The organism is Bradyrhizobium yuanmingense (assembly GCF_029167105.1).
Taxonomy (GTDB): Bacteria; Pseudomonadota; Alphaproteobacteria; order Rhizobiales; family Xanthobacteraceae; genus Bradyrhizobium; species Bradyrhizobium yuanmingense_A.
Map to the genome: position 1 here is coordinate 1 of NZ_JARFML010000044.1, position 26334 is coordinate 26334.

A 26334-nucleotide genomic window follows, 5' to 3' on the forward strand; every position below is an offset into this window, starting at 1 on the left:
GCCTCCATCGCGTTCAATATGAGGCGGTGGGCCACGATCACCGCCTGAACTGCCCGCCGAGGGTGGCAATTACAAACTCGGACCGCAATCCACGCGACTGCGGCCCTCTATCCTGACGTCTTCGGCCTCAAAAAGCAGTAGCGCAACAGGCCCCTTGTGGGAGAGGGTGGATCGCCGCAGAGCGGCGAGACGGGTGAGGGGTCTCTCACCGCGACTTCACATGGGAATCGGCTTCGCGGAGAGAGACCCCTCATCCGGCGCTTCGCGCCACCTCCTCCCACAAGGGGAGAAGGGAAACTCAACTTGGCGGTCAAAGTGTTTCGACCAAGTCCGCGTGGTCAGATGGAGAGGCGTCCTCGTCGGGCGATCTGTCGCTTCGCCGTCTTCTGTTGCAACGGCGTTCTAGCTCGCCGGCCCTTCCGGCGACAGGCCCTCGGCCAGCTCCGCGCGCTCGCTCTGCAGCACCTCGCGAGCAAACTCGATGATCTTCTGCTTGTTCGCCGTTTCGCGGACGGCAAAAAACACGCGGTTCAATTCCAGGCCGAGCACGCTGTTGAGGGCGATGTCCTCGTCTTCCATCGTTGGTTTCCCGCTTCGACGTTCTCAGGTGTATCGTGGCGTCAATTCTGCCACAAGTAGTTAAATCTTCAGAGCGGATGAGCACCGGGAAACTACGGCCACAGCGAATTGAGGCAGCGCCCAATTACGTGCTATACGGGAAGACCGAAGGTCAGGAAACTTACCGATGTCGGCCACAGACGCCGTTGATTATGGCCGGGAGGCGCTCGACTTCATCGAAGGGCTCGGAGCCTACACCAAGGTTCCAGACGCCATGGACGCGCTTGCAACTGCGTTCGGTCGCTACGGTTTCGAACACATCATTGTCACGGGCTTGCCGAATCCCGAGCAGCGCTTTTCCCAGATGGTGCTTGCCAAGAAGTGGCCGGCGGAGTGGTTCAGCCTCTACACCGAAAAGAGCTACGACCGGGTCGATCCCGTGGTCCGCAAATGTCGGCAGACGGTGAACCCTTTCGAATGGTCCGAAGCGCCGTACGATCCGGAGCTGGAGCCCGGTGCGGTGGAGGTGATGCGGCGCGCAGCCGATTTTCGCATGTCGCGCGGCTTCGTCGTGCCGATCCATGGCCTGACTGGCTATGAGGCCGGCGTCTCGCTCGCCGGCGTCCACCTCGATCTCAATGCGCGCAGCAAGCCGGCGCTGCACCTGATCGGGATGTACGGCTTCGATCACATCCGCCGTCTGCTCGAGCCGGTGCCGCATCCGTCCACGCGTCTTACTCCCCGCGAGCGCGAGGTGATCGCCTGGGCCTCGCAAGGGAAGTCTGCCTGGGAAATCGGCGAGATCCTGCACATCACGCAACGCACCGCCGAAGAGCATCTTGCAACTGCTGCGCGCAAGCTCGGCGCCGTCAACCGGACGCATGCGGTCGCCATCGCGATCCGCAACAGAATCATCTCTCCCTGAAATCTCCGCCTACTGGGAAATTTCCCAATAGTCGATTTTGCCTTTTTCGCTGAGGCTTCCCTCATTTCAAGCGATGGGGGACTTCATGATTCATGTGATTTCTTGCGTCAATCGGCACCTGTACGAGGACGTGCTCGAACAGCATTTCCGGGTTCGTCACGAGATTTTCGTCGAGGAGCGGAAATGGGAGGCGCTTCGCAAGCCTGATGGCCGCGAGGTCGACAGCTACGACAACGAGGACGCGGTCTACCTGCTGGCTCTCGAAAACCGCCGGGTGCTCGGCGGCTCCCGCCTGTATCCGACCACCCGGCCGACGATGATGAGCGAGGTTTTCCCGCATCTCGCTGCGGTGCGAGGTTGCCCTGCTGACCCGCTGGTCTGGGAATGGTCGCGCTTCTTCGTCACGCGCGAGCGCCGCGACGGCGCTTTCAATTTACAATTGATGGCAGCCGCGCAGGAATTCTGTCTCGATCAGGGCATCGAGCGGCTCTGCCTCGTCATGGAGACGTGGTGGTTGCCGCGGTTCCACGAGATCGGATTCGTCGTGACGCCGCTGGGATTGCCAGCGCTGGTGGAGAATTCCTGGACCATGGCAGCAACCATCGAGATGCGCCGGGAGTCGCTCGACGTCGTGCGCGGCCGTATCGGGATGGCGAGCATCGTCCAGCAGAACGGTCCGAGGATCGACTGCGTCGCCCGTGCCAACCTCAGCGGTCATGCTGCCGCGCAACGAAAGAGCGCCTGAGATGTCGAACGTGATGCGGGACAGCCAGATCATGGCGCAAATGAAAGACGAGGATCTCGGCTACATGTCCGACATGGCGCTCGAGCTGGCGCAAATGGCGGAGGACACCGGATTGACGACGCTCGCCTATCTGTTTCGGATGGCGGCCCTGGAGGCGTCGACGGCCAACAGTGTTCTCGCCGAGCCGGACGACCTCCCCCGGCAGATGACGTCGCACTAGACGCAGCCCTGCTCGATTTGACGACGATCGCGCCCTCTCACCGCCAGCCGGTGAGAGGGTGATGTCGTTTGGCTGCGGCAGGTTGCCTCATGCCGCTCGGCAGCCTTTTTGCATTGCGATGCGCGTCTCGGCCGCATGTGCCGAGATGCAACAAAGTGCATGTCTGGTGTCGAATCGCTCTTGCCTCGGAACGATACTGCCATTACCCATTTTTCGGCCTTGAAGAGGCAGGGGGAGCTCTTTCACTGATGGCGACTGTGTTCGAACATCGGCGCGACGCTGCGCGCGCCTGAAAGAGTCTTGATGCTGCTCGTCGTCGAACAATTCTTGAATGGGCTGCAGTTCGGTCTGCTGCTGTTCCTGCTCGCCGCGGGCCTGACGCTGGTGTTCGGGATCATGGATCTCGTCAACCTCGCGCACGGCTCGCTCTATATGATGGGCGCTTATTTCGCCGCGACCTTCGCGGCGTGGACCGGCAGCTTCCTGCTCGGTGCGCTGATGGCGCTAGGCGCCACGCTCGTGCTCGGCATCGTGCTGGAGGTGACGGCGCTGCGGCATCTCTATGGCCGCGACCACCTCGACCACGTGCTCGCGACCTTCGGCCTGATCCTGTTCTTCAACGAAGCCGTGCGGCTGATCTGGGGCCCGGCGGGCCTGGCGCTGCCGCTGCCGGCCTGGCTCACCGTGCCGGTGCCGATCCTTCCCGGTATTCACTATCCCGCCTATCGCCTCGCCATCATCGCGGTGGCGCTGCTGGTCGCGCTGTTGCTCTATCTCGGCGTGATGCGCACCCGCATCGGCATGCTGATCCGGGCCGGCGCCTCGAACCGCGAGATGATCGGCGCGCTCGGCATCAACATCAAGCTGCTCTACACGCTGGTGTTCGGCCTCGGCGCCGCACTCGCGGGCCTTGCCGGGCTGATGCAGGCGCCGATCCTGACCGTGCAGATCGGGATGGGCGAGAACATCCTGATCCTCGCTTTCGTCATCATCGTGATCGGCGGCATCGGCTCGATCCGCGGCGCCTTCCTGGCCGCGATCTTCGTCGGCATGATCGACACGCTCGGCCGCGCCTTCCTGCCGAACCTGCTCCGCCAGGTGCTGAGCGGCGCCGCCGCATCCACCGCCGCACCCGCGCTGTCCTCCATGCTGATCTACCTGCTCATGGCGATCGTGCTGGTAGTGCGGCCGGAGGGGCTGTTTCCGGCCAACCGTCGATGAAGAGTCTGAGCGTGAGCAAGGCCGTCACGGCCCTGATGCTGGCGGGCCTCGTGCTGCTGCCGCTCTACTCGCATCTGTCCGGCAACATCTTCATCCTGACGCTGTTCACCCGCATCATCATCCTGGCGCTGGCGGCTGCGAGCCTCAACCTCATCATGGGATTTGCGGGCCTGATGAGCTTTGGCCATGCTGCCTATCTCGGCATCGGCGGCTACGCCGTCGGCATGCTGGCGCAGGAGGGCGTTGGGTCCGGCTTCATCCAGTTTCCGGTCGCGGTCGCGGCGTCGGCGATCTATGCGCTGGTGATCGGCGCGCTGTCGCTGCGCACCCGTGGCGTCTACTTCATCATGATCACGCTGGCCTTCGCCCAGATGGCCTATTACGTCGCCTCGGGGCTGGCCCGCTACGGCGGCGATGACGGCCTCACGATCTACAAGCGCAGCGACTTCTCGGGCCTGATCGATCTCGGCAACCGCACGCAGTTCTACTATCTCTGCCTCGCCTGCCTTTTCGGCGTCATGCTCCTGATATGGCGCATCGTCAACTCGCGCTTCGGTCTTGTCGTGCAGGGCCTGCGTTCCAACGAGCAGCGCATGCAGGCCATCGGCTTCCCGGCCAAGCGCTACCAACTGGTCTGCTTCGTCATATCAGGCACGATGTGCGGCCTTGCCGGCGCGCTGCTCGCCAACAACACCGATTTCGTAAGCCCGGCCGTGATGTACTGGACCCGTTCCGGCGACCTCATGGTGATGGTGATCCTTGGCGGCATGGGCACGCTGTTCGGCCCGGTCATGGGTGCGGTGGTGTTCCTGCTGCTGGAAGAGCTGCTGTCGCAGATCACCGAATATTGGGCGCTGATCCTGGGCCCGCTGCTGCTGCTCATCGTCCTGTTCGGCCGCGGCGGCATCATGGGCGCACTCGGGAGGGCTGGCCGTGGCTGAACCCTTGCTCCGCGTCGAAAAGCTGGTGCGTCGCTTCGGCGGCATCATCGCCACCGACAACGTCTCGCTCGACGTCGCATCAGGCGAGCTGCACGCCATCATCGGCCCGAACGGCGCCGGCAAGACCACGCTGATCAGCCAGCTCACCGGGCATCTCGAACCGCATTCCGGCAGCGTCTCGCTGGCCGGGCGCGACATCACCTATCTGCCGGCCTATCGCCGCTGCGCGCTGGGCCTGGCGCGTTCGTTCCAGATCACCTCGCTGCTGCTCGACTTCACCGCCGCCGACAATGTGGCGCTGGCGGCGCAAGCGCATGCCGGCACCTCGTTCCGCTTCTTCGCCAACGCGCGCAAGGAGCAGGGCCTGCGCGATGCCGCGCAGGCGGCGCTCGATCGCGTCGGCCTCGGTCACCGTGCCGATGTCGTGGTGTCCAGGCTCAGCCATGGCGAGCGTCGCGAGCTCGAGCTCGCGGTCGCGCTCGCGAGCAAGCCGAAATTGCTGCTGCTGGACGAGCCGATGGCGGGCCTCGGCGTCACCGAATCCCAGCGCATGGTGAAGCTGCTCCAGGAGCTGCGGAAAGAGGTCTCGATCGTGCTGGTCGAGCACGACATGCCGGCGGTGTTCGCGCTGGCCGACCGCATCACGGTGCTGGTCTACGGCCGCGTCATCGCCTCCGGCGATCCGGCCGCGATCCGCGCCAACGAGGACGTCAAGCGCGCCTATCTCGGCGATCAGCATGTGGTGACGCATCATGGCTGACACGCTGCTCGAGGTCGACGGCATCGAGACCTGTTACGGCCTGTCCCAGGTGCTGTTCGGCCTGTCGCTGTCGATCAAGCCGGGCGAGATGGTCTCGCTGATGGGCCGCAACGGCATGGGCAAGACCACCACCATCCGCTCCATCATGGGCCTGACGCCGGCGCGCGCGGGCACCATTCGCTTCGCGGGCGCGGAGGTGCGGCAGCTTCCGTCCTACCGGATTGCGAAACTCGGCGTCGGTCTCGTGCCCGAGGGCCGGCAGATCTTTCCGAACCTCACCGTGCGCGAGAACCTGGTCGCGGCCGCGGCCGATCGCTTCAACAGCGATAATCCCTGGACGCTCGCCGCAATCTACGTGATGTTTCCGCGCCTCGCCGAACGCGCGTCCAACATGGGCAACCAGCTTTCCGGCGGCGAGCAGCAGATGCTCGCGATCGGCCGCGCGCTGATGACGAATCCAAAACTCCTGATCCTGGACGAGGCGACCGAAGGTCTCGCGCCGCTGATCCGCGAGGAGATCTGGAATTGCCTGTCGCTGCTCAAGAGCCGCGGGCAGTCGATCCTGGTCGTCGACAAGAACGTCGACCATCTCGCCCGCATCTGCGATCGCCACTACATCATCGAGCGCGGCAAGACGGTGTGGAGCGGCACCTCCGACCAGCTGATGGCGGCGCCGGACCTGCAGCACAAATATCTGGGAATTTGACGCGTTCGTCGCCTTCGCCGCGGCAATGCGAGCTCTCTTCGAGCAAATCCAATTTCGAAATCCTCCAAACAGCGCGCTGAGCTCTTGAGCGTGCCGCCGTCAGCCGTCAAAGAAGACGCGGCGTTGTGGATTCGATGCGGGACTTTTACGAGCAAATTGTCGGGTTGCCTGAGGACGACGTCGGTTCCGCACAGCAAGGGGCAGCCCAATGGCTGGATTATCCGGGCTGCGTGGTCGTTCAAGGTGAGTTCCGCGCCGACGATGAGGGGCCCGCAATCGCAGCGCCGGGCTTGTTCATCTCGGTGGCGTTCGATGAGGTCGGTGCTGGCCCCGGCACTCTGACGCGCTCGATCGGCGAGAGGCGGATGGGCGTGATCGCGGTGCGCGAGCGCCTCGCCGTGAAACGCTCGATGCGGAGCGCCATCGGCCTTGCGTTGCCCGGAGCTTCCATCGATCAGCTCGGACTCGGCGCCGCGTTTCGGACGCTGTTCAAGGGCGAAGGATCTGGCGCGGTCATCCTCTCGCTCGCCGCATCGGCGCGGGTGCAGGCCGTCGCGGCGGAAATGTTCTCGCCGCCGGTCGCCGGAAACGCGGCGCGATTGCTGATGTCGGCGCATGCCACCGAGATCGTCGTCCATGCCTTGTTCGGCGAGTGCAGCCGGATCGCGGTCGATCCGGCAACAGACCTCCAGCGTATGAGGCTGCAATCGGTCAAGGAGCGGATGGACGCCGACCTTGCCTATCCCTGGAGCATCGACGAGCTGGCGCGGAACGCAGGCCTGAGCCGGCGATCTTTCAATCAGAAATTCCAGATCGCCTATGGCGAGAGCGCCATCGATTATCTGAGGGCGCGCCGGCTCGATACTGCACGAGCTCTTCTGATTCACCAGCGCTTGTCGGTCACCGAGGCGGCCTATCGGGTCGGCTATACCCATCCGGCGAACTTCGCGACGGCCTTTCGCAGGCGCTTCGGTCATTCGCCCAGTCGCTGCCAGTAACGGCATCACGCGATGCGCCGCCTCACGCCTCAGTCTTGAAAGCCTCCACGTGGAATCAAAGGCGATTTGCGCGGTCGCAAAGGCGGCGTGCGCCCCGATCTGATTACTCCCGGGTGGTCCAAAGACGGAGCTTGGGGAAGACGATGAGGCGTGGCGACGGGCAAACGTTCGGTTGGGAACGGGTGATGAAGGCTGGTCTGGGTATGGCCGGTCTGGGCGTGGTTTTGCAGGTGACACCGACGCTTGCACAGGTCTCCGGGTCCAATTCGGGATCGACGGCCGCGACATTGCCGCCCGTCACCGTGGAGGCGCCGAACCAGGTGCGCCCGCGCGCCGTGTCTGCCCAGCGCACTTCACCGTCGCAACGCGGTCGTGTCGCGGCGCAACGCAATGCCGCCTCCAGGCAAGCCGCAAGCCAGGATGCGCGCGAGGCAGGTGGCGGTCCTGCCACGTCGAGCGAGAGAAGCTACGTTGCCAGCAGCAGCTCTGCGGGCACCAAGACGAACACGCCCCTGCTGGAGACGCCGCAGTCGATCTCGGTCGTGACGCGCAAGGAGCTCAACGACCGCGCCGTGCAGACGCTGACGCAGGCAGTCGGCTATGAGCCGGGCGTGCGCATCGATGCCTCAGGCTACGATCCGCGCTTCGATGCCATCTCGATCCGCGGCTTCGACATCACCTATAACGGCATCTATCTCGACGGCCTGCGTCTCGTCGGCGCTGGCCTTGGCGTGTTCAAGACGGAGCCCTATGGGGTCGACAGCATCACCGTGGTCCGCGGCCCGAGCTCGGCGCTCTACGGCCTCGGCTCGCCAGGCGGACTGGTCGATCTGCAAAGCAAGCTGCCGACCAGCCAGCCTTTCCACGAGGTGCAGACGCTGTTCGGCGACCGCGATCGCGTTCAGGGCAATTTCGATTTTTCGGGGCCGATCGATCCCAACGGCCAATTCTCCTATCGGCTGACCGGCCTAGTGCGAGACGCCGATGTGTTCGTGCCGGGCGGCAAGGACAACCGCACCTATGTCGCTCCCGCCATCACCTGGAGACCGGACCAATCGACAACCCTCACGCTTCTCGGCGCCTATCAGAAATCGAAGACGCCGGGGTCGATGTTCACCTATTCTTCGGGCATCGGGACGACGACGGACATCTTCACGGGCAGCCCGTCCTACAATTCGCTCGATCAGGAGCAGGGGCGTGTCGGCTATCTGTTCGAGCACGCGTTCGACAACGCCGTGACCGTCCGCCAGAAATTCCGCTACGTCGATCTCGATGCGGTCACGCGCTATGTCGGTTTTCTCGGTGCTCCCGTCGGCAACGTCGTGTCGCGCTATACCGGCTACGTCCACGACACGCTGCAATCTGCCATCATGGACAACCAGGTCGAGGCGAAGCTCTCCACCGGCCCGGTGCAGCACACGCTCCTGGTCGGCACCGACTACACCTCGTCGAAGTTCACCGACAAGCAGGGGTTCGGCTTCGGCGTGTCCGATCTCAATCTGGCTGCGCCGGTCTATGCGCCGGAATCCATTCCGGATCCCGCGATCTCCTCGTCCACGGCGCAGCGGCAAACCCAGTCCGGCGTCTACATTCAGGACCAGGCCAAACTCGACCACTGGATCCTGACGCTGAGCGGCCGCAGCGACTGGGTCCGCACCACCGGCGAGGACCGGTTCGCGCTGACAAGACAGACGCAATCCGATCAGGCCTATAGTGGGCGGGCAGGCCTGACCTATGTGTTCGATTCCGGTGTGGCGCCCTACGTCGCCTATTCGACGTCGTTCTTTCCCAATCTCGGCGTCGATCCGTCCGGCGCCTTCTTCAAGCCGACCACCGGCAAGCAGACCGAGATCGGCGTAAAGTATCAGCCGCCGGGGACGCGAAGCCTCATTACCGCTGCCGTGTTCGACCTGACGCAGGATGGCGGCCTGGTGACGACGGGCACGGGCGTGACGGTCCAGCGTGGCGAGATTCAAAGCCGCGGCTTCGAGTTGCAGGGGCTTGCAAGCCTCGGCAATGGTTTCGACATCACCTCGTCCTACACCTATCTCGACATGGTCACCAAGCAGGCCGGCGACAGCGCGTTGGTCGGCAAGTTTCCGTCGGGCAATCCTCCGCACACCGTGACGCTGTGGGGCAATTACGCCCTGCCGCTGGCTGGCCCCTTCGCTGGCCTGAGCGTCGGTGCCGGCGCGCGCTACATGTCTTGGAGCTATGGCGATGATCAGAACACGTTCAAGAACAGTTCGGTGACCCTGGTCGACGCCGCGCTGAAATACGACTTCGGCGAGGCGGCGAAGGAGCTGAAAGGACTTCAGTTCCAGGTCAACGCCAGGAACCTGTTCAATGTGCACTACACGACGTGTCAGGTCGGCTACTGCTACCGCGGCGCGCCGCTGACCGTCATCGCCACGCTCGGCTATCGCTGGTGAGCGGAGCCGCCGGGCGGACGCGGCGGGACGATTACCAATAGATCCCGTGGCGGTGCAGTTCGCGGATCACGCGGGCTTCGACGGACGGCTGCCGGCGTTTCGGCTTTGGCGTTTCGCTCGTCCTTGCCGGCGTCGTGCTTGATTGCACCGGAGCTGCGGTGGTCGATGTCGTTGCGGCCGGTGCGGTCGGCGTCTGGACGTTTGCCGGTGACGCTTGCGTCGCCTGCGGCGGCACGGCGACCGGCGCGGCCGGCTGCTCGGTGGCCGGTTGCTTCGAATCGGCCGCCGCCAGGCTGAGGCTCCGCGAGCCTCCGCCATGGGCCTGGCTTGCCAGCAGCGACATGGCTGCGATCAGGATCAGCTTGCGCATGGTAATCCCCGTCATCTGGTCAATCGATCTGACCCAATTCCCTTGGACTTCATGGGATTAGCGCGCGAGTCGGTGCGCGCCGATCTCGATCAGGGTGGTCCGGCAGGACAGGCGATAGATCAGGCTGAAAAGTTGACCCCACATGACCGAACTCCGTTGTTGATCAATGCAGGGAATTCTAGCCCGCCTGCCTTTCCGGCGTTTTTCGCCGAATGAGGAAAATGGCTTCGTCCGGGGGCGGCGCGATGTCGTCGCAACAGTCCGGACGAAGTCGCCTCACGCGCGCGTGAAGCGGCGCGCGAGCGGGGCCGATCGGATTCCGATCAAGGCCGGTAGTTCTCCCGGGATGAAGCGCGCGCAGCGCGGCAGTAACGTGCGGGCGGCCTTCAGCCCCGGTTATTGTATGAGTTCCGATCGCCAAGACGATCCGCCGATCCTCATCTGCTCAAAATGCAGACGGCCAATGAAATTCCTGGCGACACTACCTGGAATAGTCACGCTGCCTGCGGAGCACGTCTATCATTGCGTCCAGTGCCGTCGCGTCGACACGATTCGGCTGAAGTGACGCTCTGGTGGCCGGGGCGGGCCGCTTGCAGCAATTGTAGCTGCTCCCGCCGCCGCGAAACCGGTGCTATAATATCGTGAACACAAGAGAACAGGGAGGAGACCATGAACCACACCATGGTTCCCAGTGATCGCGTGGAGCACGTCGCCGTCTACGGACGCGACGGCACGAAGCTCGGCACGATCGAGCGGTTGATGCTCGACAAGATGAGCGGAACGGTTGCCTATGCCGTGATCAAGACCGGCGGGCTGCTCGGTACGCGTCACCATTATCCGCTGCAGTGGAGCGCGCTGAAGTACGATCCAGCACGGCAGGCGTTCCAGATCGAGCAGACGCTGGACGAACTCAGCAGCGGCCCGTGCGAGTTCGATGGCGACGCGTTCGACTGGGGCGACCGCTCGCGGCCCTACCCGCATCCGCACTACTGGTCGGTCTAGTGGGAAACGGCCGGCCAGCTCGCATGCTCGGCGCGAATGCGGCTGGCTCAAGCGGTGGCCGAGCGTTGTCCGACGCGAGCGCCCGCTATCCCGCGAGCGGCTGCTCGCCGACCTTGGGCCAATAGGTGCCAAAGCTCCAGAGGCCGCCCTCCACGTCGCGTGCGGCGAAATCGCGGCTGCCATAATCGGTCGTGGTGGGCTCCATCTCGATCTGCGCCCCGGCGGCTTTCACCTTTTGATAGAGCGCGTCGGGATCAGCGACAGCCAGATAGACGGCGTCCGTCCGCCGGGCGTCGATGTCACCAATCAGTTTGCCGTAGGCGTCGTCGCGATGCGCGCCCAGCATGAGGATCGACGATCCGAACGCCAGCTCGGCGTGAACGACCGTGCCCTCCTTGCGGTAAACCACCCGTTCGGCAAAGCCGAGAACGTTCTTCAGCCAGGCGATCATCGCCTCGGCATCCTTGCAGCGCATGGTGTGGTAGAGGCGCGGCGCTTCATAGCCGTTTGTCTGGCTCATGACACTCTCCGAGTTGCTTATCGAAACCGACCCTAGTTCGGATCATGGCGGCCGGCTTGAACAAATGGGACCTGACCGAGCCTCGCGCCGACTCGCGCTGTTTTGGCGCTAGCCTCCGCCGTCCCGCATCAGGCGTGGATCGACGACATCAAGCCGCGCGGCCCATCCGGTCGGCGTCTCGCCGCTGAACAAGCGGAAATCGCGCGCAAGATGTGCCTGGTCGGCATAGCCGGCGTCCGCGGCAATGGCCGCCCAGCCGCCTGCGCCATCCGTCCGGGCCAGGACGCAAGCGCGATGAAAGCGCAGCATCTGCGCCAGCACCTTTAGCGGGACGCCGATCTCGTGATGGAAGCGGCGCGTGAGATGCTTGCGGCTCCAGCCGATGTCGGAGGCAATGTCGGCGATCCTGACCGCGCCCGCGCCTCGCCAGAGCGTGTCCAGCGCGAAAGCGACCTCAGGCGAGGGCTCGTGTATGGCGCGGCGAAGCACGAAGTCTTCCACGATCTCGAATCGTCGCTGCCAGCCGGCCGCCTCGGCCACCCTGGCGCGGAGCTCCCCACCGTGCCGTCCCAGAATGTCGTCGAGGCCGACGATCCGCGCGGTCAGATCGGGCACGGCGTCTCCGAAGAAGCGATACGCCCCAAGCGGCGTGAAATCGACCTGAACGCATTCGGCGCGCCCGTCGGATTCGATCACGACCGGCCCGGGAAAAAGACCCGCCGCGAAACTCGGCCGCGCATCGGCGGTGTCCGGTCGGTGTCCGAGCGCAATGCGGAAGGGCGTTCCCAAATTCACCAGCAGAGGCAGTGCAAGCGGCGCGGCGTGGCGGAAGGCGGCCAGGCCGATGCCGCGCTCGCGGTAGAAGGAAATGCTGGAGACCAGCCGCGCAAGGCGCGGCGAGGGCGGTCGACGGATGACATCGGGAGGTGCGTCCATCACGCGCTAACGCTCCGTCGCTTCGCGCTCCATGCGTATGGTGTCGGGGAGCGTGTCGGTCATGCCTTGAGTTTAGCAGGCGATCGCCGCGGAACTCAAATGACCCGGTGCGTGGCACGCCGTCGAATTGTGCCGAAGCGCTGCCGCCCCGTCACGGCCGGTTGCGCATCCAGTCGGCCAGGCCGGACAGCGCCTTGTCGAGATCCTGCCGCGCGCCGGCGTCGGCGATCGTCTCCTCCATCGCGCCCCGCATGCACAGCATCCAGGCGTCGCGCTCGGCGTCCCCAATGGCAAAGCCGAAATGGCGCTGGCGCAGCCGTGGATGGCCTTTCTCGGGGGTATAGAGCCGCGGGCCGCCGGTCCACTCGGTGAGGTAGCGCTTCAGCACGTCCCTGATCAGGCCGAGATCGTCCGCATGCATGGCGCGGATGATCTTCGCCTCCGGCAGGGTGTCCATGCGGTCGTAGAAACGGTCGACGAGAGCCTCGATCGTAGCGCGGCCGCCGATCCGCTCGAACATGGAGATGGCGACGTCGGCGGAGGTCATCTCTACAGCGCCACGCTGCGCAGCCCGAAGCTGCGGGCTTCGTTCTGCAGCACCGGCCGCACCGCATCGATCAGGCGCACGGCGGCGGCGTCGACCGACAGCCCCGCGGTATCCACCACCGCGGTTGCGCGCGAATAGAGCGGCTCGCGGCTGAGCAGAATATTGCGCAGCTCCGTCATCGCCGAGCGATCATCCGCCATCGGGCGCAGATCGCCCTGGCGGCGGACGCGCGCCATGTGCTCCTCGGGCTCGGCCTTCAGCCAGATCGTGTAGAACGAGCTCAGGACCTGATCGAAGGTCAGGGGCTCGGAGACGATGCCGCCGCCGGTTGCCAGCACCATCAGCTCGTTGCGCGCGAGCAGCTGTTGCAGCGCCGCCTGCTCCATGCGGCGAAAGCCTTCCTGGCCGTACAGCGCGATGATCTCGGCGACCGAGAGCCCGTTCTGCTGCTCGACCTCCTTGTTCAGCTCGACAAAACTCCAGCCGATCTTCTTCGCCAGCATCCGGCCAAGTGTCGACTTGCCGGCGCCGCGCAGGCCGATAAGCGCGATGCCGCAGAATGGCGCGCGCCGCGGCGCGGAGGCGCTGCCGCCGGCGAGCAGATCCTTGGCCTGCGCGATTTGGCTGGGCGTCGCCTTGCGCAAGAGGTCGCGAAACATCTGCCAGTCCGGCGTCGGATCGGCGCTGGGCAGCAAATCTTCGAGATGGGCGCCCATCGCGTCGGAGACGCGGCGCAGCAGCACGATCGAGACATTGCCCTTGCCGCTCTCGAGCTGCGCGATGTAGCGCTCCGAAATCCCCGACACCTTGGCGAGCACTTTGCGCGACATGCCGCGCAGCGCGCGCATGGTGCGCACACGCTGGCCGAGTTGTTCGAGGAAGCGGGATTCGGCGTCGGGACTTTCGGTCATGAGCCTTCTTTACAGGGGTCCTGCGGCGCGTTTTAATGAAACATAGTGCCTGCTGGCATTGACAGCAAGCCGCCGTGGTGTCTTTCTATGAATTATAATTCAAAATTCCGGGGAGATGTCCGTGAGCGAGGGATCCTACAATGCGGTGACCTGGCTGCTCGACCGTAATGTCGAGGCGGGCCGCGGCAACAAGCTCGCCTTCGACGACACCGTCTTGCGGCTCACCTATGGCGAGCTCCAGCAACAGACCCGGCGCGCCGCCAACATGCTGCGCCGGCTCGACGTCCGCCGCGAGGAGCGCGTGGCGATGATCATGCTGGACACGGTCGACTTCCCGATCGTGTTCCTGGGCGCGATCCGCGCCGGCATCGTGCCGGTGCCGCTCAACACGCTGCTGACTGCGGACCAATACGCCTACATCCTCGCCGACTGCCGCGCGCGCGTGCTGTTCGTGTCCGAAGCGCTCTATCCCGTCATCAGGGACGTCGTCGGCCGCATGCCGGATCTCGAGCATGTCGTGGTCTCCGGCGCCAAGCAGAACGGTCACAAGCAGCTCGCCGAAGAGCTCGCCGGCGAGAGCGACCAGTTCACCACCGCGGCGACCCACCCGGATGAGCCGGCGTTCTGGCTCTATTCGTCGGGGTCGACGGGCATGCCGAAGGGCGTGCGCCATATCCATTCCAATTTGCAGGCGACCGCCGACACCTATGCCAAGCAGGTGCTCGGCATTCGCGAGAGCGATGTGTGTCTCTCCGCGGCGAAATTGTTCTTTGCCTATGGCCTCGGCAATGCGCTGACCTTCCCGATGTCGGTCGGCGCCAGCGTGATCCTCAACAGCGAGCGGCCGACGCCGGCGCGCATGTTCGACCTGATGAACCGCTACAATCCCTCGATCTTCTACGGCGTGCCGACCTTGTTCGCGGCGATGCTCAACGACGAGACGATGAAGAGCGAGCGCGGCGGCAAGGCTTTGCGCATCTGCACCTCCGCCGGCGAAGCGCTGCCGGAATCCGTCGGCCACAGCTGGAAGGCACGCTTCGGTGTCGACATTCTCGACGGCGTCGGCTCGACGGAGCTGTTGCACATTTTTCTGTCGAACGCGCCCGGCGACATCAAATACGGCTCGTCCGGCAAGCCGGTGCCGGGCTATGCGGTGCGGCTCGTCAACGAGGCCGGGCAGGACGTCGCCGACGGCGAGGTCGGCGAACTCCTGGTCGATGCGCCCTCGGCCGGCGAGGGCTACTGGAACCAGCGTCACAAGAGCCGCCGCACCTTCGAGGGGCCGTGGACCCGCACCGGCGACAAATACATCCGTGACGCCGATGGCCGCTACACCTTCTGCGGCCGCGCCGACGACATGTTCAAGGTCTCCGGCATCTGGGTCTCGCCGTTCGAGGTCGAAAGCGCGCTGATCACCCATCCGGCCGTGCTGGAAGCTGCCGTCGTGCCCGAGGCAGATCCGGAAGGCTTGCTGAAGCCCAAGGCCTTCGTCGTGCTGCGCCCGGGCGCCAAGACGACGGATTTGCAGGAGATGCTCAAGGAGCACGTCAAGCAGAAGATCGGCCCCTGGAAATATCCGCGCTGGATCGATGTGGTGGATTCGCTGCCGAAGACCGCGACCGGAAAGATCCAGCGGTTCAAGCTGCGGGAAGGCGTGCATTAATAGCAGCCGTCATGGCCGGGCTTGACCCGGCCATCCACGCGCCGCCACGCATGAGCAAAGACGTGGATGCCCGGGTCAAGCCCGGGCATGACGATCGAGAGAGAAGAGTGCAGAAATGACCAACCTCACCCCCACCGGCTTCCTCGACATCGGCGGTGCCAGCCTCGAATACAGATGGCTCGCGCCGCTAGTCCCCGACGCTCCCACCATCGTGATGCTGCATGAGGGCCTCGGCTCTGTCGGCCTCTGGGGCGATTTCCCCGAGAAGCTGCAGCACGCCACGGGCGCTGGCATCTTCGCCTATTCGCGCGCAGGCTACGGCCAGTCCAGCCCGGTCGCACTGCCGCGGCCGCTCGACTACATGCATCGCGAGGCGCTGGACGTGTTGCCCAAGTTGCTCGATGCGATCGGCTTCAAGCGCGGCCTCCTGCTCGGCCATTCCGACGGGGCCTCGATCGCGACCATCTATGCCGGGGCGCATCAGGATCATCGCCTCAACGGCCTCGTGCTGATCGCGCCGCATTTCATCGTCGAGGACATCTCGATCAAATCCATCGCCGCGATCAAGACGACATTCGAGACCACGGACCTCAAGACAAAGCTGGCGCGCTGGCACAAGGACGTCGACAACGCCTTCTACGGCTGGAACGGCGCCTGGCTCGATCCGAAATTCCGCGATTGGGATATCTCGGAATACCTCGCTTACATCCGCGTGCCCGTCATGATCGTGCAGGGCGCGAATGATCAATACGGGACATTGCGTCAGGCCGAGATCGCGCAGGAGGAATGTTACTGCCCGGTCGACCTGAAAATCATTGCCGGCGCAGGGCATTCCCCCCATCGCGAGGCCCCGGGGCCGACCCTCGAGGCCATCGTGCAGTTCGCAAAGGCCGCCTTGCGGGACGATCCGGGGCTTCAGGCTGCATGAGGCGCATGCGCGCCGAGATGAAGCAAAGTGCATGTGAGACCGCGATTCGGGCTAGACTAACCTTATAAGATGCACTATTGTGCATCTAACGCTACAGCCAAAACGCATAATCAAGCTCAGGGATGACCCATGGCCGGGGAAGATCGGCGCCTCGCAGGCGGCGCGACATTCATCGATTTCCAGACCGAACCGTCCCGCTACAAGCATTGGAAGCTCGCGGTCGAGGGCGACGTCGCGACGCTGACCATGGACGTCGACGAGAATGGCGGCCTGTTCGAGGGCTACCAGCTCAAGCTCAATTCCTACGATCTTGGCGTCGACATCGAGCTCGCTGACGCGATCCAGCGGCTGCGCTTCGAGCATCCGCAAGTGAAGGTCGTGGTGCTGCGCTCGGCCAAGAACCGCGTGTTCTGCGCTGGCGCCAACATCCGCATGCTTGCGGGCTCAACCCACGCCCACAAGGTGAACTTCTGCAAATTCACCAACGAGACCCGCAACGGCATGGAAGATTCGTCGGAGAATTCCGGCCAGCGCTTCATCACCGTCGTGAACGGCTCCGCCGCCGGCGGCGGCTATGAGCTGGCGCTCGCGACCGATCACATCATCCTCGCCGACGACGGCTCGTCGGCCGTGGCGCTGCCCGAAGTGCCGCTGCTCGCGGTGCTGCCGGGCACCGGCGGTCTTACGCGGGTGGTCGACAAGCGCAAGGTGCGGCGCGACCACGCCGATGTCTTCTGCACCATCGAAGAGGGCGTGAAGGGCAAGCGCGCCGTGCAATGGCGCCTCGTCGACGAGATCGCGCCGAACTCCAAGTTGGAAGCCAAGATCGCCGAGCGGGCCAAGGAGTTCGCGGCTGCTTCCAAGCGCAAGGGCAGCGGCAAGGGCATCGCGCTGACGCCGCTCAGGCGCCTGATCGACGAAAACAGCATCCGCTACGGCTTCGTCACCGTCGACATCGATCGCACCGCCCGCATCGCCACCATCTCGATCAAGGCGCCGGAGACAGCGCCGCCCGCCGACGTCGACGGCATGATGGCGCAAGGCGTCTCGTTCTGGCCGCTGCAGGTGGCGCGCGAGCTCGACGACGCCATCCTGCACTTGCGCATCAACGAGCTCGAGATTGCGATGCTGGTGTTCAAGAGCCATGGCGACCGCGCCCATGTGCTCGCCTGCGATGCGTTCCTCGAAGCCAACAAGGCGCACTGGCTGGTCAACGAGATCAGGCATTACTGGAAGCGCGTGCTCAAGCGCGTCGACGTCACCTCGCGCACGCTGGTGACGCTGGTCGAGCCCGGCTCCTGCTTTGCCGGCACGCTGGCCGAGCTCGTCTTTGCCGCCGACCGCTCCTACATGCTGATCGGCACCCGCCAGGGCGACAATCGTCCGCCGCCGTCGATCGAACTGTCCGCCATGAATTTCGGCCCCTATCCGATGAGCCACGGCCTGACGCGGCTGGAATCGCGCTTCCAGGCCGACCCGTCCGATCTGGAGCGCGCGGAAGCGACGCTCGGGACCAGCCTCGACGCCGAGCAGGCGGAAGAGCTCGGCCTCGTCACCTTCGCGCTCGACGACATCGACTGGGACGACGAGGTCCGCGTGTTCCTCGAGGAGCGCGCCAGCTTCTCGCCCGACAGCCTCACCGGCATGGAAGCGAGCCTGCGCTTCGTCGGCCCCGAGACGATGGAATCGAAGATCTTCGCGCGCCTCACGGCGTGGCAGAACTGGATATTCCAGCGCCCGAACGCCGTCGGAGAAGAGGGCGCGCTGCGCCGCTACGGCAGCGGCCAGAAACCGAAATTCGATATGACACGGGTCTGACATTCACCGCGTCATGGCCGGGCAGAAGCGCGTCTTCGCACAAATGTCCCGGCCATCCACGTCCTTGGCTCGAGGAAGCAAGAACGTGGATGCCCGGCACAAGGCCGGGCATGACGGAAAGAGATCGCAAGGAGCACGGCCATGAACATGAACATCATGAACGTCGACTACTCGACCAAGATTCCCAACAACGTCAACCTCGCCGAAGACCGCCAGGTGCTCAAGGCGCTGGAGGGCTGGCATCCCGGCTACATGGACTGGTGGAGCGACATGGGCCCCGAAGGCTTCCAGGAATCGCTGGTCTATTTGCGGACCGCTTATTCCGTCGATCCGCGCGGCTGGGCCAAGTTCGACTACGTCCGCATGCCCGAATATCGCTGGGGCATTCTGCTTGCGCCGCAGGAGGAGAATCGTGTCGTGCCGTTCGGCGAGCATTATGGCGAGCCGGCCTGGCAGGAAGTCCCGGGCGAGCATCGCGCCATGCTGCGCCGCCTGATCGTGATCCAGGGCGACACCGAGCCTGCTTCGGTCGAGCAGCAGCGCCATCTCGGCAAGACCGCGCCATCGCTCTACGACATGCGCAATCTGTTCCAGGTCAATGTCGAGGAAGGCCGTCACCTCTGGGCCATGGTCTATCTGCTGCAAAAGTATTTCGGCCGCGACGGCCGTGAGGAGGCCGACGATCTCTTGCGCCGCCGCTCCGGCGATGCCGACGCGCCGCGCATGCTGGGCGCGTTCAACGAGGCGACGCCGGACTGGCTGTCCTTCTTCATGTTCACCTATTTCACCGACCGCGACGGCAAGATGCAGCTGCACTCGCTCGCGCAGTCCGGCTTCGATCCCTTGTCGCGCACCTGCCGCTTCATGCTGACGGAGGAAGCGCACCACATGTTCGTCGGCGAGACCGGCATCACCCGCGTCGTGCAGCGCACCTGCGATGCGATGCGCGCGGCCGGCATCACCGATCCGACCGACATCGCAAAAGTCCGCGCGCTCGGCGTGATCGATCTTCCGACCATCCAGAAGAAGCTGAACCTGCACTACACGCTCTCGCTCGACCTGTTCGGCTCGGAAGTCTCGACCAACGCCGCCAACGCGTTCAACGCCGGCATCAAGGGCCGCTATCACGAGACCCAGATCGACGACGATCACCAGCTCAAGAACTCCACCTATCCGGTGCTCAAGCTGATCAACGGCGAGGTCAAGCTGGTGGACGAGCCGGCGCTGACCGCGCTCAACATGCGCCTGCGCGACGATTACAGCCAGGATTGCGTCAAGGGCATGCTGCGCTGGAACAAGGTGATCTCGACCGCGGGCTACGACTTCAAGCTGACGCTGCCCAACGTCGCCTTCCACCGCCACATCGGCGAGTTCAAGGACGTGCACGCGACGCCCGACGGCATCCTGATCGACGATGCCACCTGGGCCAAGCGCAAGGACGAATGGCTGCCGTCGGCGAGCGACGGCGACTTCATCACCTCGCTGATGCAGCCTGTCACCGAGATCGGCCAGTTCGCCTCCTGGATCTCGCCGCCCAAGGTCGGCATCGACAACAAGCCCGGCGATTTCGAGTACGTGAAGATCGAGTCGTAAGCCGTATGGCGGCCTGAAGACGATCGCCGGCTAGGCCGTCTCCGGCCGGCCGATCATCAAACCATCAAAAGAAAAGCCCCGTGCAGTGCCGGGGCTTTGTTATCCGAGAGGGCGTCTGTCGATCAGTAGCGGGCGACGACCGGGCCGCCGAAGCGATAGTTGATGCGGGCGGTGACCACATCGACATCTTGACGGATGGTGTCGCTGCGCGAGGGCCCTGCAAACGGCGGCACAAAGTTGAAGCTGATGTCGCGCTTGCCCATGAACAGATGGTTGTATTCGATCGCGAGCGACCAGTTCGGGGCGAAGCCATATTCGATGCCGGTCCCAACGGCCCCGCCCCAGCGGGTCTCGCTCGCACGATCGAACACGGCGCCGGTCGGGATGTCGATACCCTCGTACTTGTCGTGGGCGACAGCGGCGCCGCCCTTCACGTACCAAAGGACATTGTTCCAGGCGTAGCCGACCTGACCGGTGAACAGGCCGAAGGCGTCAACCTTGCTGCGGTTGATCTGGCCAAAGGGGGCGGGAAATAGCAGGCTCTCATTGGACCCGGTGAAATTGGCCCAGTTACCTTGCGCCTCGAGCCCGAACACCCAATTGGTCGCCTGCCAACGATAGCCGATCTGGCCCCCGACCGTGCCGCCGGTCGCATCGTGGCATCCTTCGGTGGTCACCGGCCTGGGACCGCCGAGCACGGAGAAGTTGTCCCAGCACTTGCGAGCCCAGCCGCCGCCGGCGTTGGCGCCGATGTAGAAGCCGGTCCAGTCGTAGACGGCAGTGACCGGGACCGGCGCCTTGGTGTAGGGCCGGGCTGCCAGATCCGCCGCAACAGCCGATCCAGTGAGTGCCGCCGAAACGGCGAGCGTGGCGATAACCTTCATCGTATTGGCAACCCAGTCGTAAATTAGGTTCGCAGAATACTTGGTCCCGGTCGGATTGCTGTCACCGGAACGACACAGCGAGTCCAAAAGGGGGTGCTGCGCCCGATGAGAGCAGCCCTCCGTCGTGGTTGCTCTTCGCAATCGGCTTTTGCCGACGCCGTGTTTTGCCCGACGTGTCAACATCATCGCGGCTGCAAGGGTCATTTCCGCGCGGTCAGAAAACCCCTTGTCGATCAACGGGCCTCCTACTTTGCATGGGGTTGTTTTCGACGTCTTGGTTTTGAGCCCTACTGCGTGTGATGGGAGATCGCCGGATCAATCGCTGTCCCAGCCGCTGCCCTTGATCCCGGGGTTCGCATAGACGATGCCGCCATCCACCGCGATGGTCGCCCCGACCACGTAGTCGCCCGCGCGGGAGGCGAGGTAGATCGCAGCGCCCGCCATGTCCTCGTCGGTGCCGATGCGGCCCACGGGGACGCGCGTTGCGACCTCGTCGGCGTGGTCGCGCGCGGCGCGGTTCATGTCCGATGCGAACGGGCCCGGCGCGATCGCGGTGACCACGATGTGGTCCGGGATCAGCTTCACCGCCATGCGCCGCGTCAGATGGATCAGCCCGGCCTTGCTCGCGGCATAGGAATAGGTCTCGCCGGGATTGACGAAGATGCCGTCGATCGAGGCGATGTTGATCACCTTCGCCGGCCGTTCCGCGCTTGCCGACGCGCGCAGCGTCGGCGCCAGTGCCTTGGTCAGGAAGAACGGCGCCTTCACGTTCAGGTTCATCACCTTGTCCCAGCCGCTCTCCGGGAATTCGTCGAACTCCGCGCCCCAGGCCGCGCCCGCATTGTTGACGAGGATGTCGAGCCGGGACTCGCGTTTGCCGTATTCACTCGCCAGCAGCTCGCAGCCCGCAACCGTGGAGATGTCGATCGGCAGCGCGATGCACTCGCCGTCATATTGTGCGCTGAGCTCTTTCGCGGTGGCCTCGCACGGTCCGGCCTTGCGCGCGGTGATGTAGACCTTCGCCGCGCCGGCACTGAGAAATCCCGCCGCGATCATCTTGCCGATGCCGCGCGAGCCGCCGGTCACCAGCGCGATGCGGCCCTTGAGCGAGAACAGATCGTTGAACATGCGTTCCTCCCTTTGTTGCCGCCGGTTGTGGGCGGAGCAGGGAGGGGAGTCAAGGAAGCTACGCTTGTCCTCGACGAAGGCGGAGAATGCAGCCGCTAAGCCGCCGCGATGCGGCGGAAGCCGTTCCACATCGCGGTCGCGGCGCCCGAGGTCAGCACCGGCAGGATCCGCGCGTCCTGATAATTGCCGTTGAGCGAGACGCGGGGCAGCGCGGTCATGTGGCCGGCGTTCTCCGCGAACAGCATGCCGGGCCGCGTCGTCACCGCGGTCTTGAAGCCGGCGGATGCGGCAAGGGCGAATTCGCGCGCGCCCGCGGCGTCGCGGTCGCCATAGGGATAGGCGAGGTGCAGCACGGGGCGCCCCAGCACCTGCTCGATCCGCGCGCGGCTTGCGGCCATCTCCTGCGCGGCGATGTCTTCCGTCTGCTTGGCGAGGTTGCAATGGCTGACGCTGTGCGCGCCGATCGTGACCAGCGGATCGGCGGCAAAGGACTTGAGCTCGGCCCAGGACAGGCAGAGGCTGCGGCACAGCGCTTCCATGTCGACGCCGTAAGTCCTGCACAGCGCCCCGATCTCGCGCGCAAGATCGTGCTCGCCCGGCAGCGCGCGCAGCCAGTCGTGCAGGCGGTCGAATGCCGCCTGCTTCGCGGCGACCGTGGTCGCATCGAGCCGCAGCGCGGAATTGCCGATCTGAATGTCGATCTGCTCGGCCTTGGCGATCACGGCCTCCAGCGCCGTCCACCACAATCGCCCGGTGCCGTCGGCAAAATCGCTCGCGACATAGACCGCCAGCGGCGCGTCAAATTCGCGCAGCACCGGCAGCGCGTAATCCAGATTGTCGCGGTAACCGTCGTCGAGGGTGAAGGCGGCGAAGCGACGGTCGAACCGGCCCTGCACCAGCCGCTCATGCAGCTCGTCCATGCTGACGATGTCGATGTCGCGCGAGCGCAAATGGCACAGCGTGGCGCGCAGGAAGTCGGGGGTGACCTCGAGATGCCGGTTCGGCTGGAACGCGGCTTCGCGCGCTGGCCGCACATGGTGCAGCATGAAAATGGCGCCGACGCCCGACAAGAGCGGGCGCAACAGGTGGTGCGCCCCGCTGAGATAGAGTGCTCCCAGCCCGGCGCGGATGACGTTGTTACGCAGTTGTTTCATGACCGGGTGGGGGACTTTGGCATTCCGGCCTCAACTTACGGAAGAACCCTTGAAGAAAAAGTTATTCCAATTGTCCCGCCCGGGCCTTGGGACCAGGGCCATTTCCGGTTTGACAGCCTGCCAAGGGTTTGTTTTGTCTCCGTTTCCAGAGGTCGGGTCGTCGAATGCAGAAGCTTTTCTCGTGGGCCAGCAAATGGTGGCCGGGGTTGATCCCCCTTGCCGTCATGTGGGGATTTGCGGCCTGGAATAATACCTTACCGGTGGAGGCCGATCTGTCGGCCCGCAGCTCTGCTGCGCTCAAGGACACCGTTCTGGACAAGACCCGGATCGCGGTCGACGGCCGCGACGTCAGCCTGGCCGCGGACGCCTTCTCCGAGGAGGGGCGCCGCGACGCCGTGATGGCGGTCGAAACTGTGCCCGGCGTGCGGCTGGTCGACGACCGGACCCGCCTCGTTCCCGAGGCCAAGCCCTTCGTCTGGAATGCCGAGCGCGACGTGGTGCGGGTGACGCTGTCGGGCTCCGCGCCGCTGCCATCGATGAGGGCCCGGCTGACCGAGGCGGCCCGCAAGGAAGTCGGCGGCGTCGAGGTCGCCGACCAGATGGGGCTGGCGCGCGGCGCGCCGCCTCGGTTCGAAGCCGCCGCGATGCTGCTGCTGGATCAGATCGGCAAGCTGAAGGACGGCAAGATCACGATCACCGACACCAAGGTCAATCTGTCGGGCATGGCGCGCGAGCTCGGCGGCCGTGAGGCGATCGCGGCTGCGCTGAAGAACCTGCCCGAAGGTTTTTCGATTGCGGCCAACGAGATCAAGGCGCCGCCCTACATCTTCCAGGCCTACAAGGATCCGGTGGCTGCGACGGTGACGCTGACCGGCTATGTTCCGGACAGCAACGTCCACGCCGCGATCGGCACCAGCGCCTCGCGAAAGTTCTTCACCGAAAAGGTCGTCGACAATCTCAAGGCCAGCATCGGCGCACCCGGCTCCTTCAGCACGGCTGTTATCGCCGCGCTCGGCGCGCTGTCGCGGCTGTCGACCGGCACGCTGGTCGTCTCCGACCGCGAGGTGAAGCTGTCGGGCGATGCGCTCTACGAGGGCGCCGCCAACGAGATCCGCGCAGGCCTCGGCAAGGACTTCCCGAAGAACTGGCAGTACAAGCCGGAGATCACGGTGAAGCCCGCCGCAGGCCCGGTGGACGGCACCGTGTGCCAGCAATTGTTCTCGGAGCTTCTGACCAAGGGCAAGATCCGCTTCGCGAACAGGCGCGCGGACATCGATCCTGACTCGGCCGGCATTCTCGATCGCCTCATCGAGACCGCGCTGCGGTGCCCCACCACCAATATCGAGGTCGTCGGACATACCGACGCCGATGGCGAGGATGCCTTCAACCAGGCCCTTTCGGAAAAGCGTGCGCAGGCGGTGATCGACTATCTGGTCAAGGCGGGCCTTTCTGCCAGCCGCTTCACCGCGGTCGGCCATGGCAGCACGCAGCCCGTCGCCGGTAACGACACCGATGAAGGCAAGGCGCAGAACCGCCGCATCGAATTTCTGGTGAGGTGACGATGCCCTATCTCGTCTCGTTCCATCTGGGCTGGCTGATCGGCTCGCTGCTGCTGGGCTTCTGCATGGGTTGGATCTCGGTGGTCCAGCGCGGCAACGGCACCTCGAAGGTGACTGCGCGGTGGCTCGCAGTGCTTGCCGCCGCCCTGGTCGCGGTCTCTCTCACCCATGTGGTCCCCGGTCGCTTCGGCTACTGGCTCGACCTCGGCCTGATCATGTTCGCCTGCTATCTCGTCGGCGGCACGATCGGAGCGTGGCTGCGCGATCGGGTGGTCTCGCGCACCGCGCCGCCAGCCGCTGTGTGATGTTGCTATGCACCCTCACGCGCGGGACGGGGTGTGCCACCGCCGCGGCCTTTCGGCGCATTGGAAAACCGGGACCTGGCCGCTCCAGTCACCCCTCTTTCAACAGGCAGGCCGGCTCCATAGATTGACGTCGGCTTAAGGCGTGACGGAACATTGTGCGGCCGAAATCATCAAAACTTCATGGCCCCTGCGCAGGATCGCCTGGAGATTCGCGCCAAGCCTTGCCGACGAAAGCGCCAAACCCTGCACTGGGAGCTGCAACCCTGCCTAAAATATTGAAGGCACGTGTTTTTGTTCGAATTGGCGAATTCCACTTCGGCCGAAAACGCGCTAGTGGAGGGGCAGGGGGCATGCGCGATACCGGCGCCGGCGGCGAGGGTTCGTTGAATGCCTGCGCGTCCGCCTATCCGCCGGCCACCCTGGCCGCTGAAGCGTTGTTCGAGGTCTAGATGCTGGAAGCCATACGCAGGGCGATGACGTTTCTGCGCCAGAAGCAAGTCCTGCATAAGCTTGGAGTCGTGATCAGCATCGCGGTCATCGGCATCGCTTGCTACGTGCTCTACCACATGCTGCGCGGCATCGATTTCAACGAGGTCCTCGAAGCGATCAAGAGCACCGAGCCGAGCCAGATTGCGATGGCGGCGCTATTCGTCACTGCGGGCTATTTCACGCTGACCTTCTACGACCTCTTCGCCACGCGCGCGATCGGCCATGCTCATGTGCCCTATCGCATCAACGCGCTCGCGGCCTTCACCAGCTATTCGATCGGCCACAATGTCGGCGCCTCCGTCTTCACCGGCGGGGCGGTGCGCTACCGCATCTATTCGGCCTATGGGCTCAACGCGATCGACGTCGCAAAGATCTGCTTTCTCGCCGGCCTGACCTTCTGGCTGGGCAATGCCGCGGTGCTCGGCCTCGGCATCGCCTACCATCCGGAGGCGGCAGCCTCGATCGACCAGCTGCCGGTCTGGCTGAACCGGACACTGGCGCTGATGATCATCGTGGCGCTGATCGGTTACGTGATCTGGGTCTGGAGCCAGCCGCGGGTGGTCGGCCGCGGCCCTTGGACGGTGGTGCTGCCGGGCGGCCCGCTGACGCTGCTCCAGATCGCGATCGGCATCGTCGATCTCGGTTTCTGCGCGCTGGCGATGTATGTGCTGGTCCCCGACGAGCCCAATCTCGGCTTCGTGATGGTCGCGGTGATTTTCGTCTCGGCGACCCTGCTCGGCTTCGCCAGCCATTCACCCGGAGGCCTGGGGGTGTTCGACGCCGCCATGCTGGTCGGGCTCTGGCAGATGGACCGCGAGGAACTGCTGGGCGGCATGCTCCTGTTCCGCGTCCTCTATTATCTGTCTCCGTTCGTCTTATCTGTAATCTTGCTGACGTTTCGAGAGGTTATAATCGGCGCCCGATCGAAGCGCTTGCAACAGGCGGCGCTCAAGCTGGACCCCGGCCCGGCGCCTGAAGCCGCCTATGTGAGAGAGCGCAGCGACAGCGGCGCCTGACCGGT

26 protein-coding genes are annotated in these 26334 nt (G+C 64.6%); 17 read left to right on the forward strand and 9 right to left on the reverse strand.

Annotation, left to right across the window (positions count from 1 at the left end):
* Positions 1–402: 402 nt before the first annotated feature.
* Positions 403–579 (reverse strand): hypothetical protein, encoded by a 177-nt coding sequence (locus tag P0R31_RS35585; protein WP_275519439.1) that lies wholly within the window; start codon positions 577–579, stop codon positions 403–405.
* Between the two features lie 166 nt (positions 580–745).
* Here P0R31_RS35585 and P0R31_RS35590 point away from each other — a divergent pair, with 166 nt between their 5' ends.
* The 9 genes from P0R31_RS35590 (at position 746) to P0R31_RS35630 (ending at position 9506) form a co-directional block, all read left to right on the forward strand.
* Complete coding sequence (locus P0R31_RS35590; protein WP_275519441.1) at positions 746–1483, forward strand: helix-turn-helix transcriptional regulator; 738 nt, start codon at positions 746–748, stop codon at positions 1481–1483.
* Positions 1484–1568: 85 nt separating this feature from the next.
* The gene (locus tag P0R31_RS35595) at positions 1569–2228 is read left to right on the forward strand and encodes an acyl-homoserine-lactone synthase (protein WP_275519444.1); all 660 of its coding nucleotides are present in this window, start codon (positions 1569–1571) and stop codon (positions 2226–2228) included.
* Between the two features lies 1 nt (position 2229).
* On the forward strand, positions 2230–2448 hold the full coding sequence (locus tag P0R31_RS35600; protein ID WP_275519446.1) for a hypothetical protein: 219 nt from the start codon (positions 2230–2232) through the stop codon (positions 2446–2448).
* 303 nt (positions 2449–2751) lie between these two features.
* Positions 2752–3669 carry a branched-chain amino acid ABC transporter permease gene (locus P0R31_RS35605; RefSeq protein ID WP_018644491.1) on the forward strand — a complete coding sequence of 306 codons (918 nt, stop codon included), beginning with the start codon at positions 2752–2754 and terminating at the stop codon, positions 3667–3669.
* Complete coding sequence (locus P0R31_RS35610; RefSeq protein WP_275519448.1) at positions 3666–4610, forward strand: branched-chain amino acid ABC transporter permease; 945 nt, start codon at positions 3666–3668, stop codon at positions 4608–4610. Before P0R31_RS35605 ends, P0R31_RS35610 begins: the two co-directional genes overlap by 4 nt.
* The gene (locus P0R31_RS35615) at positions 4603–5370 is read left to right on the forward strand and encodes an ABC transporter ATP-binding protein (protein WP_275519450.1); all 768 of its coding nucleotides are present in this window, start codon (positions 4603–4605) and stop codon (positions 5368–5370) included. The genes P0R31_RS35610 and P0R31_RS35615 overlap by 8 nt, the downstream gene beginning before the upstream one ends.
* Positions 5363–6076 carry an ABC transporter ATP-binding protein gene (locus P0R31_RS35620; protein ID WP_275519452.1) on the forward strand — a complete coding sequence of 238 codons (714 nt, stop codon included), beginning with the start codon at positions 5363–5365 and terminating at the stop codon, positions 6074–6076. Before P0R31_RS35615 ends, P0R31_RS35620 begins: the two co-directional genes overlap by 8 nt.
* A gap of 164 nt (positions 6077–6240) precedes the next feature.
* Entirely contained in the window at positions 6241–7074 is an 834-nt protein-coding gene (locus P0R31_RS35625) for a helix-turn-helix transcriptional regulator (RefSeq protein ID WP_275519454.1), read from the forward strand.
* A 185-nt stretch (positions 7075–7259) separates the two neighbouring features.
* Complete coding sequence (locus P0R31_RS35630) at positions 7260–9506, forward strand: TonB-dependent siderophore receptor (protein WP_275519458.1); 2247 nt, start codon at positions 7260–7262, stop codon at positions 9504–9506.
* A 31-nt stretch (positions 9507–9537) separates the two neighbouring features.
* Here P0R31_RS35630 and P0R31_RS35635 read toward each other — a convergent pair whose 3' ends face one another.
* A complete protein-coding gene (locus P0R31_RS35635) occupies positions 9538–9891 on the reverse strand; it encodes a hypothetical protein (RefSeq protein WP_430516886.1) in 354 nt (117 codons plus the stop codon).
* Between the two features lie 654 nt (positions 9892–10545).
* On the opposite strand from P0R31_RS35635, the gene P0R31_RS35640 reads away from it, so the two are divergent.
* Entirely contained in the window at positions 10546–10878 is a 333-nt protein-coding gene (locus tag P0R31_RS35640; RefSeq protein ID WP_275519461.1) for a PRC-barrel domain-containing protein, read from the forward strand.
* A gap of 85 nt (positions 10879–10963) precedes the next feature.
* On the opposite strand, the gene P0R31_RS35645 is transcribed toward P0R31_RS35640, so the two are convergent.
* The 4 genes from P0R31_RS35645 to P0R31_RS35660 all read right to left on the reverse strand — a co-directional run bounded on the left by P0R31_RS35645 (position 10964) and on the right by P0R31_RS35660 (position 13792).
* Positions 10964–11398: a VOC family protein gene (locus P0R31_RS35645; protein ID WP_275519463.1), complete on the reverse strand. Its 435-nt coding sequence runs from the start codon at positions 11396–11398 to the stop codon at positions 10964–10966.
* Between the two features lie 108 nt (positions 11399–11506).
* Entirely contained in the window at positions 11507–12334 is an 828-nt protein-coding gene (locus P0R31_RS35650; RefSeq protein WP_275519465.1) for a helix-turn-helix domain-containing protein, read from the reverse strand.
* A 151-nt stretch (positions 12335–12485) separates the two neighbouring features.
* Positions 12486–12881 carry a group II truncated hemoglobin gene (locus tag P0R31_RS35655; RefSeq protein ID WP_275519467.1) on the reverse strand — a complete coding sequence of 132 codons (396 nt, stop codon included), beginning with the start codon at positions 12879–12881 and terminating at the stop codon, positions 12486–12488.
* A 2-nt stretch (positions 12882–12883) separates the two neighbouring features.
* Entirely contained in the window at positions 12884–13792 is a 909-nt protein-coding gene (locus P0R31_RS35660; RefSeq protein ID WP_275519469.1) for a helix-turn-helix transcriptional regulator, read from the reverse strand.
* Positions 13793–13913: 121 nt separating this feature from the next.
* Between P0R31_RS35660 and P0R31_RS35665 the strand changes: the two genes are divergently transcribed.
* The 4 genes from P0R31_RS35665 (at position 13914) to boxB (ending at position 19794) form a co-directional block, all read left to right on the forward strand.
* Positions 13914–15455 carry a benzoate-CoA ligase family protein gene (locus P0R31_RS35665; RefSeq protein ID WP_275519471.1) on the forward strand — a complete coding sequence of 514 codons (1542 nt, stop codon included), beginning with the start codon at positions 13914–13916 and terminating at the stop codon, positions 15453–15455.
* A gap of 115 nt (positions 15456–15570) precedes the next feature.
* Entirely contained in the window at positions 15571–16383 is an 813-nt protein-coding gene (locus tag P0R31_RS35670) for an alpha/beta fold hydrolase (RefSeq protein ID WP_275519473.1), read from the forward strand.
* A 129-nt stretch (positions 16384–16512) separates the two neighbouring features.
* Entirely contained in the window at positions 16513–18201 is a 1689-nt protein-coding gene (boxC, locus tag P0R31_RS35675; RefSeq protein WP_275519475.1) for a 2,3-epoxybenzoyl-CoA dihydrolase, read from the forward strand.
* A gap of 141 nt (positions 18202–18342) precedes the next feature.
* Positions 18343–19794: a benzoyl-CoA 2,3-epoxidase subunit BoxB gene (gene boxB / locus P0R31_RS35680; RefSeq protein WP_128266003.1), complete on the forward strand. Its 1452-nt coding sequence runs from the start codon at positions 18343–18345 to the stop codon at positions 19792–19794.
* Between the two features lie 122 nt (positions 19795–19916).
* On the opposite strand, the gene P0R31_RS35685 is transcribed toward boxB, so the two are convergent.
* The 3 genes from P0R31_RS35685 to P0R31_RS35695 form a co-directional block, all read right to left on the reverse strand.
* Positions 19917–20678 (reverse strand): outer membrane protein, encoded by a 762-nt coding sequence (locus P0R31_RS35685; protein WP_275519534.1) that lies wholly within the window; start codon positions 20676–20678, stop codon positions 19917–19919.
* A gap of 315 nt (positions 20679–20993) precedes the next feature.
* Complete coding sequence (locus P0R31_RS35690) at positions 20994–21806, reverse strand: SDR family oxidoreductase (protein ID WP_275519477.1); 813 nt, start codon at positions 21804–21806, stop codon at positions 20994–20996.
* 95 nt (positions 21807–21901) lie between these two features.
* Positions 21902–22960 carry a polysaccharide deacetylase family protein gene (locus tag P0R31_RS35695; RefSeq protein WP_275519479.1) on the reverse strand — a complete coding sequence of 353 codons (1059 nt, stop codon included), beginning with the start codon at positions 22958–22960 and terminating at the stop codon, positions 21902–21904.
* Positions 22961–23124: 164 nt separating this feature from the next.
* On the opposite strand from P0R31_RS35695, the gene P0R31_RS35700 reads away from it, so the two are divergent.
* From P0R31_RS35700 to P0R31_RS35710, 3 genes are all read left to right on the forward strand, one after another.
* Positions 23125–24519 carry an OmpA family protein gene (locus tag P0R31_RS35700; protein ID WP_275519481.1) on the forward strand — a complete coding sequence of 465 codons (1395 nt, stop codon included), beginning with the start codon at positions 23125–23127 and terminating at the stop codon, positions 24517–24519.
* A 2-nt stretch (positions 24520–24521) separates the two neighbouring features.
* On the forward strand, positions 24522–24824 hold the full coding sequence (locus tag P0R31_RS35705; RefSeq protein WP_275519483.1) for a hypothetical protein: 303 nt from the start codon (positions 24522–24524) through the stop codon (positions 24822–24824).
* 449 nt (positions 24825–25273) lie between these two features.
* Positions 25274–26329, forward strand: coding sequence for a lysylphosphatidylglycerol synthase domain-containing protein (locus P0R31_RS35710; protein WP_275519485.1), 1056 nt, complete (start codon positions 25274–25276; stop codon positions 26327–26329).
* The last annotated feature ends 5 nt before the right edge of the window (positions 26330–26334 follow it).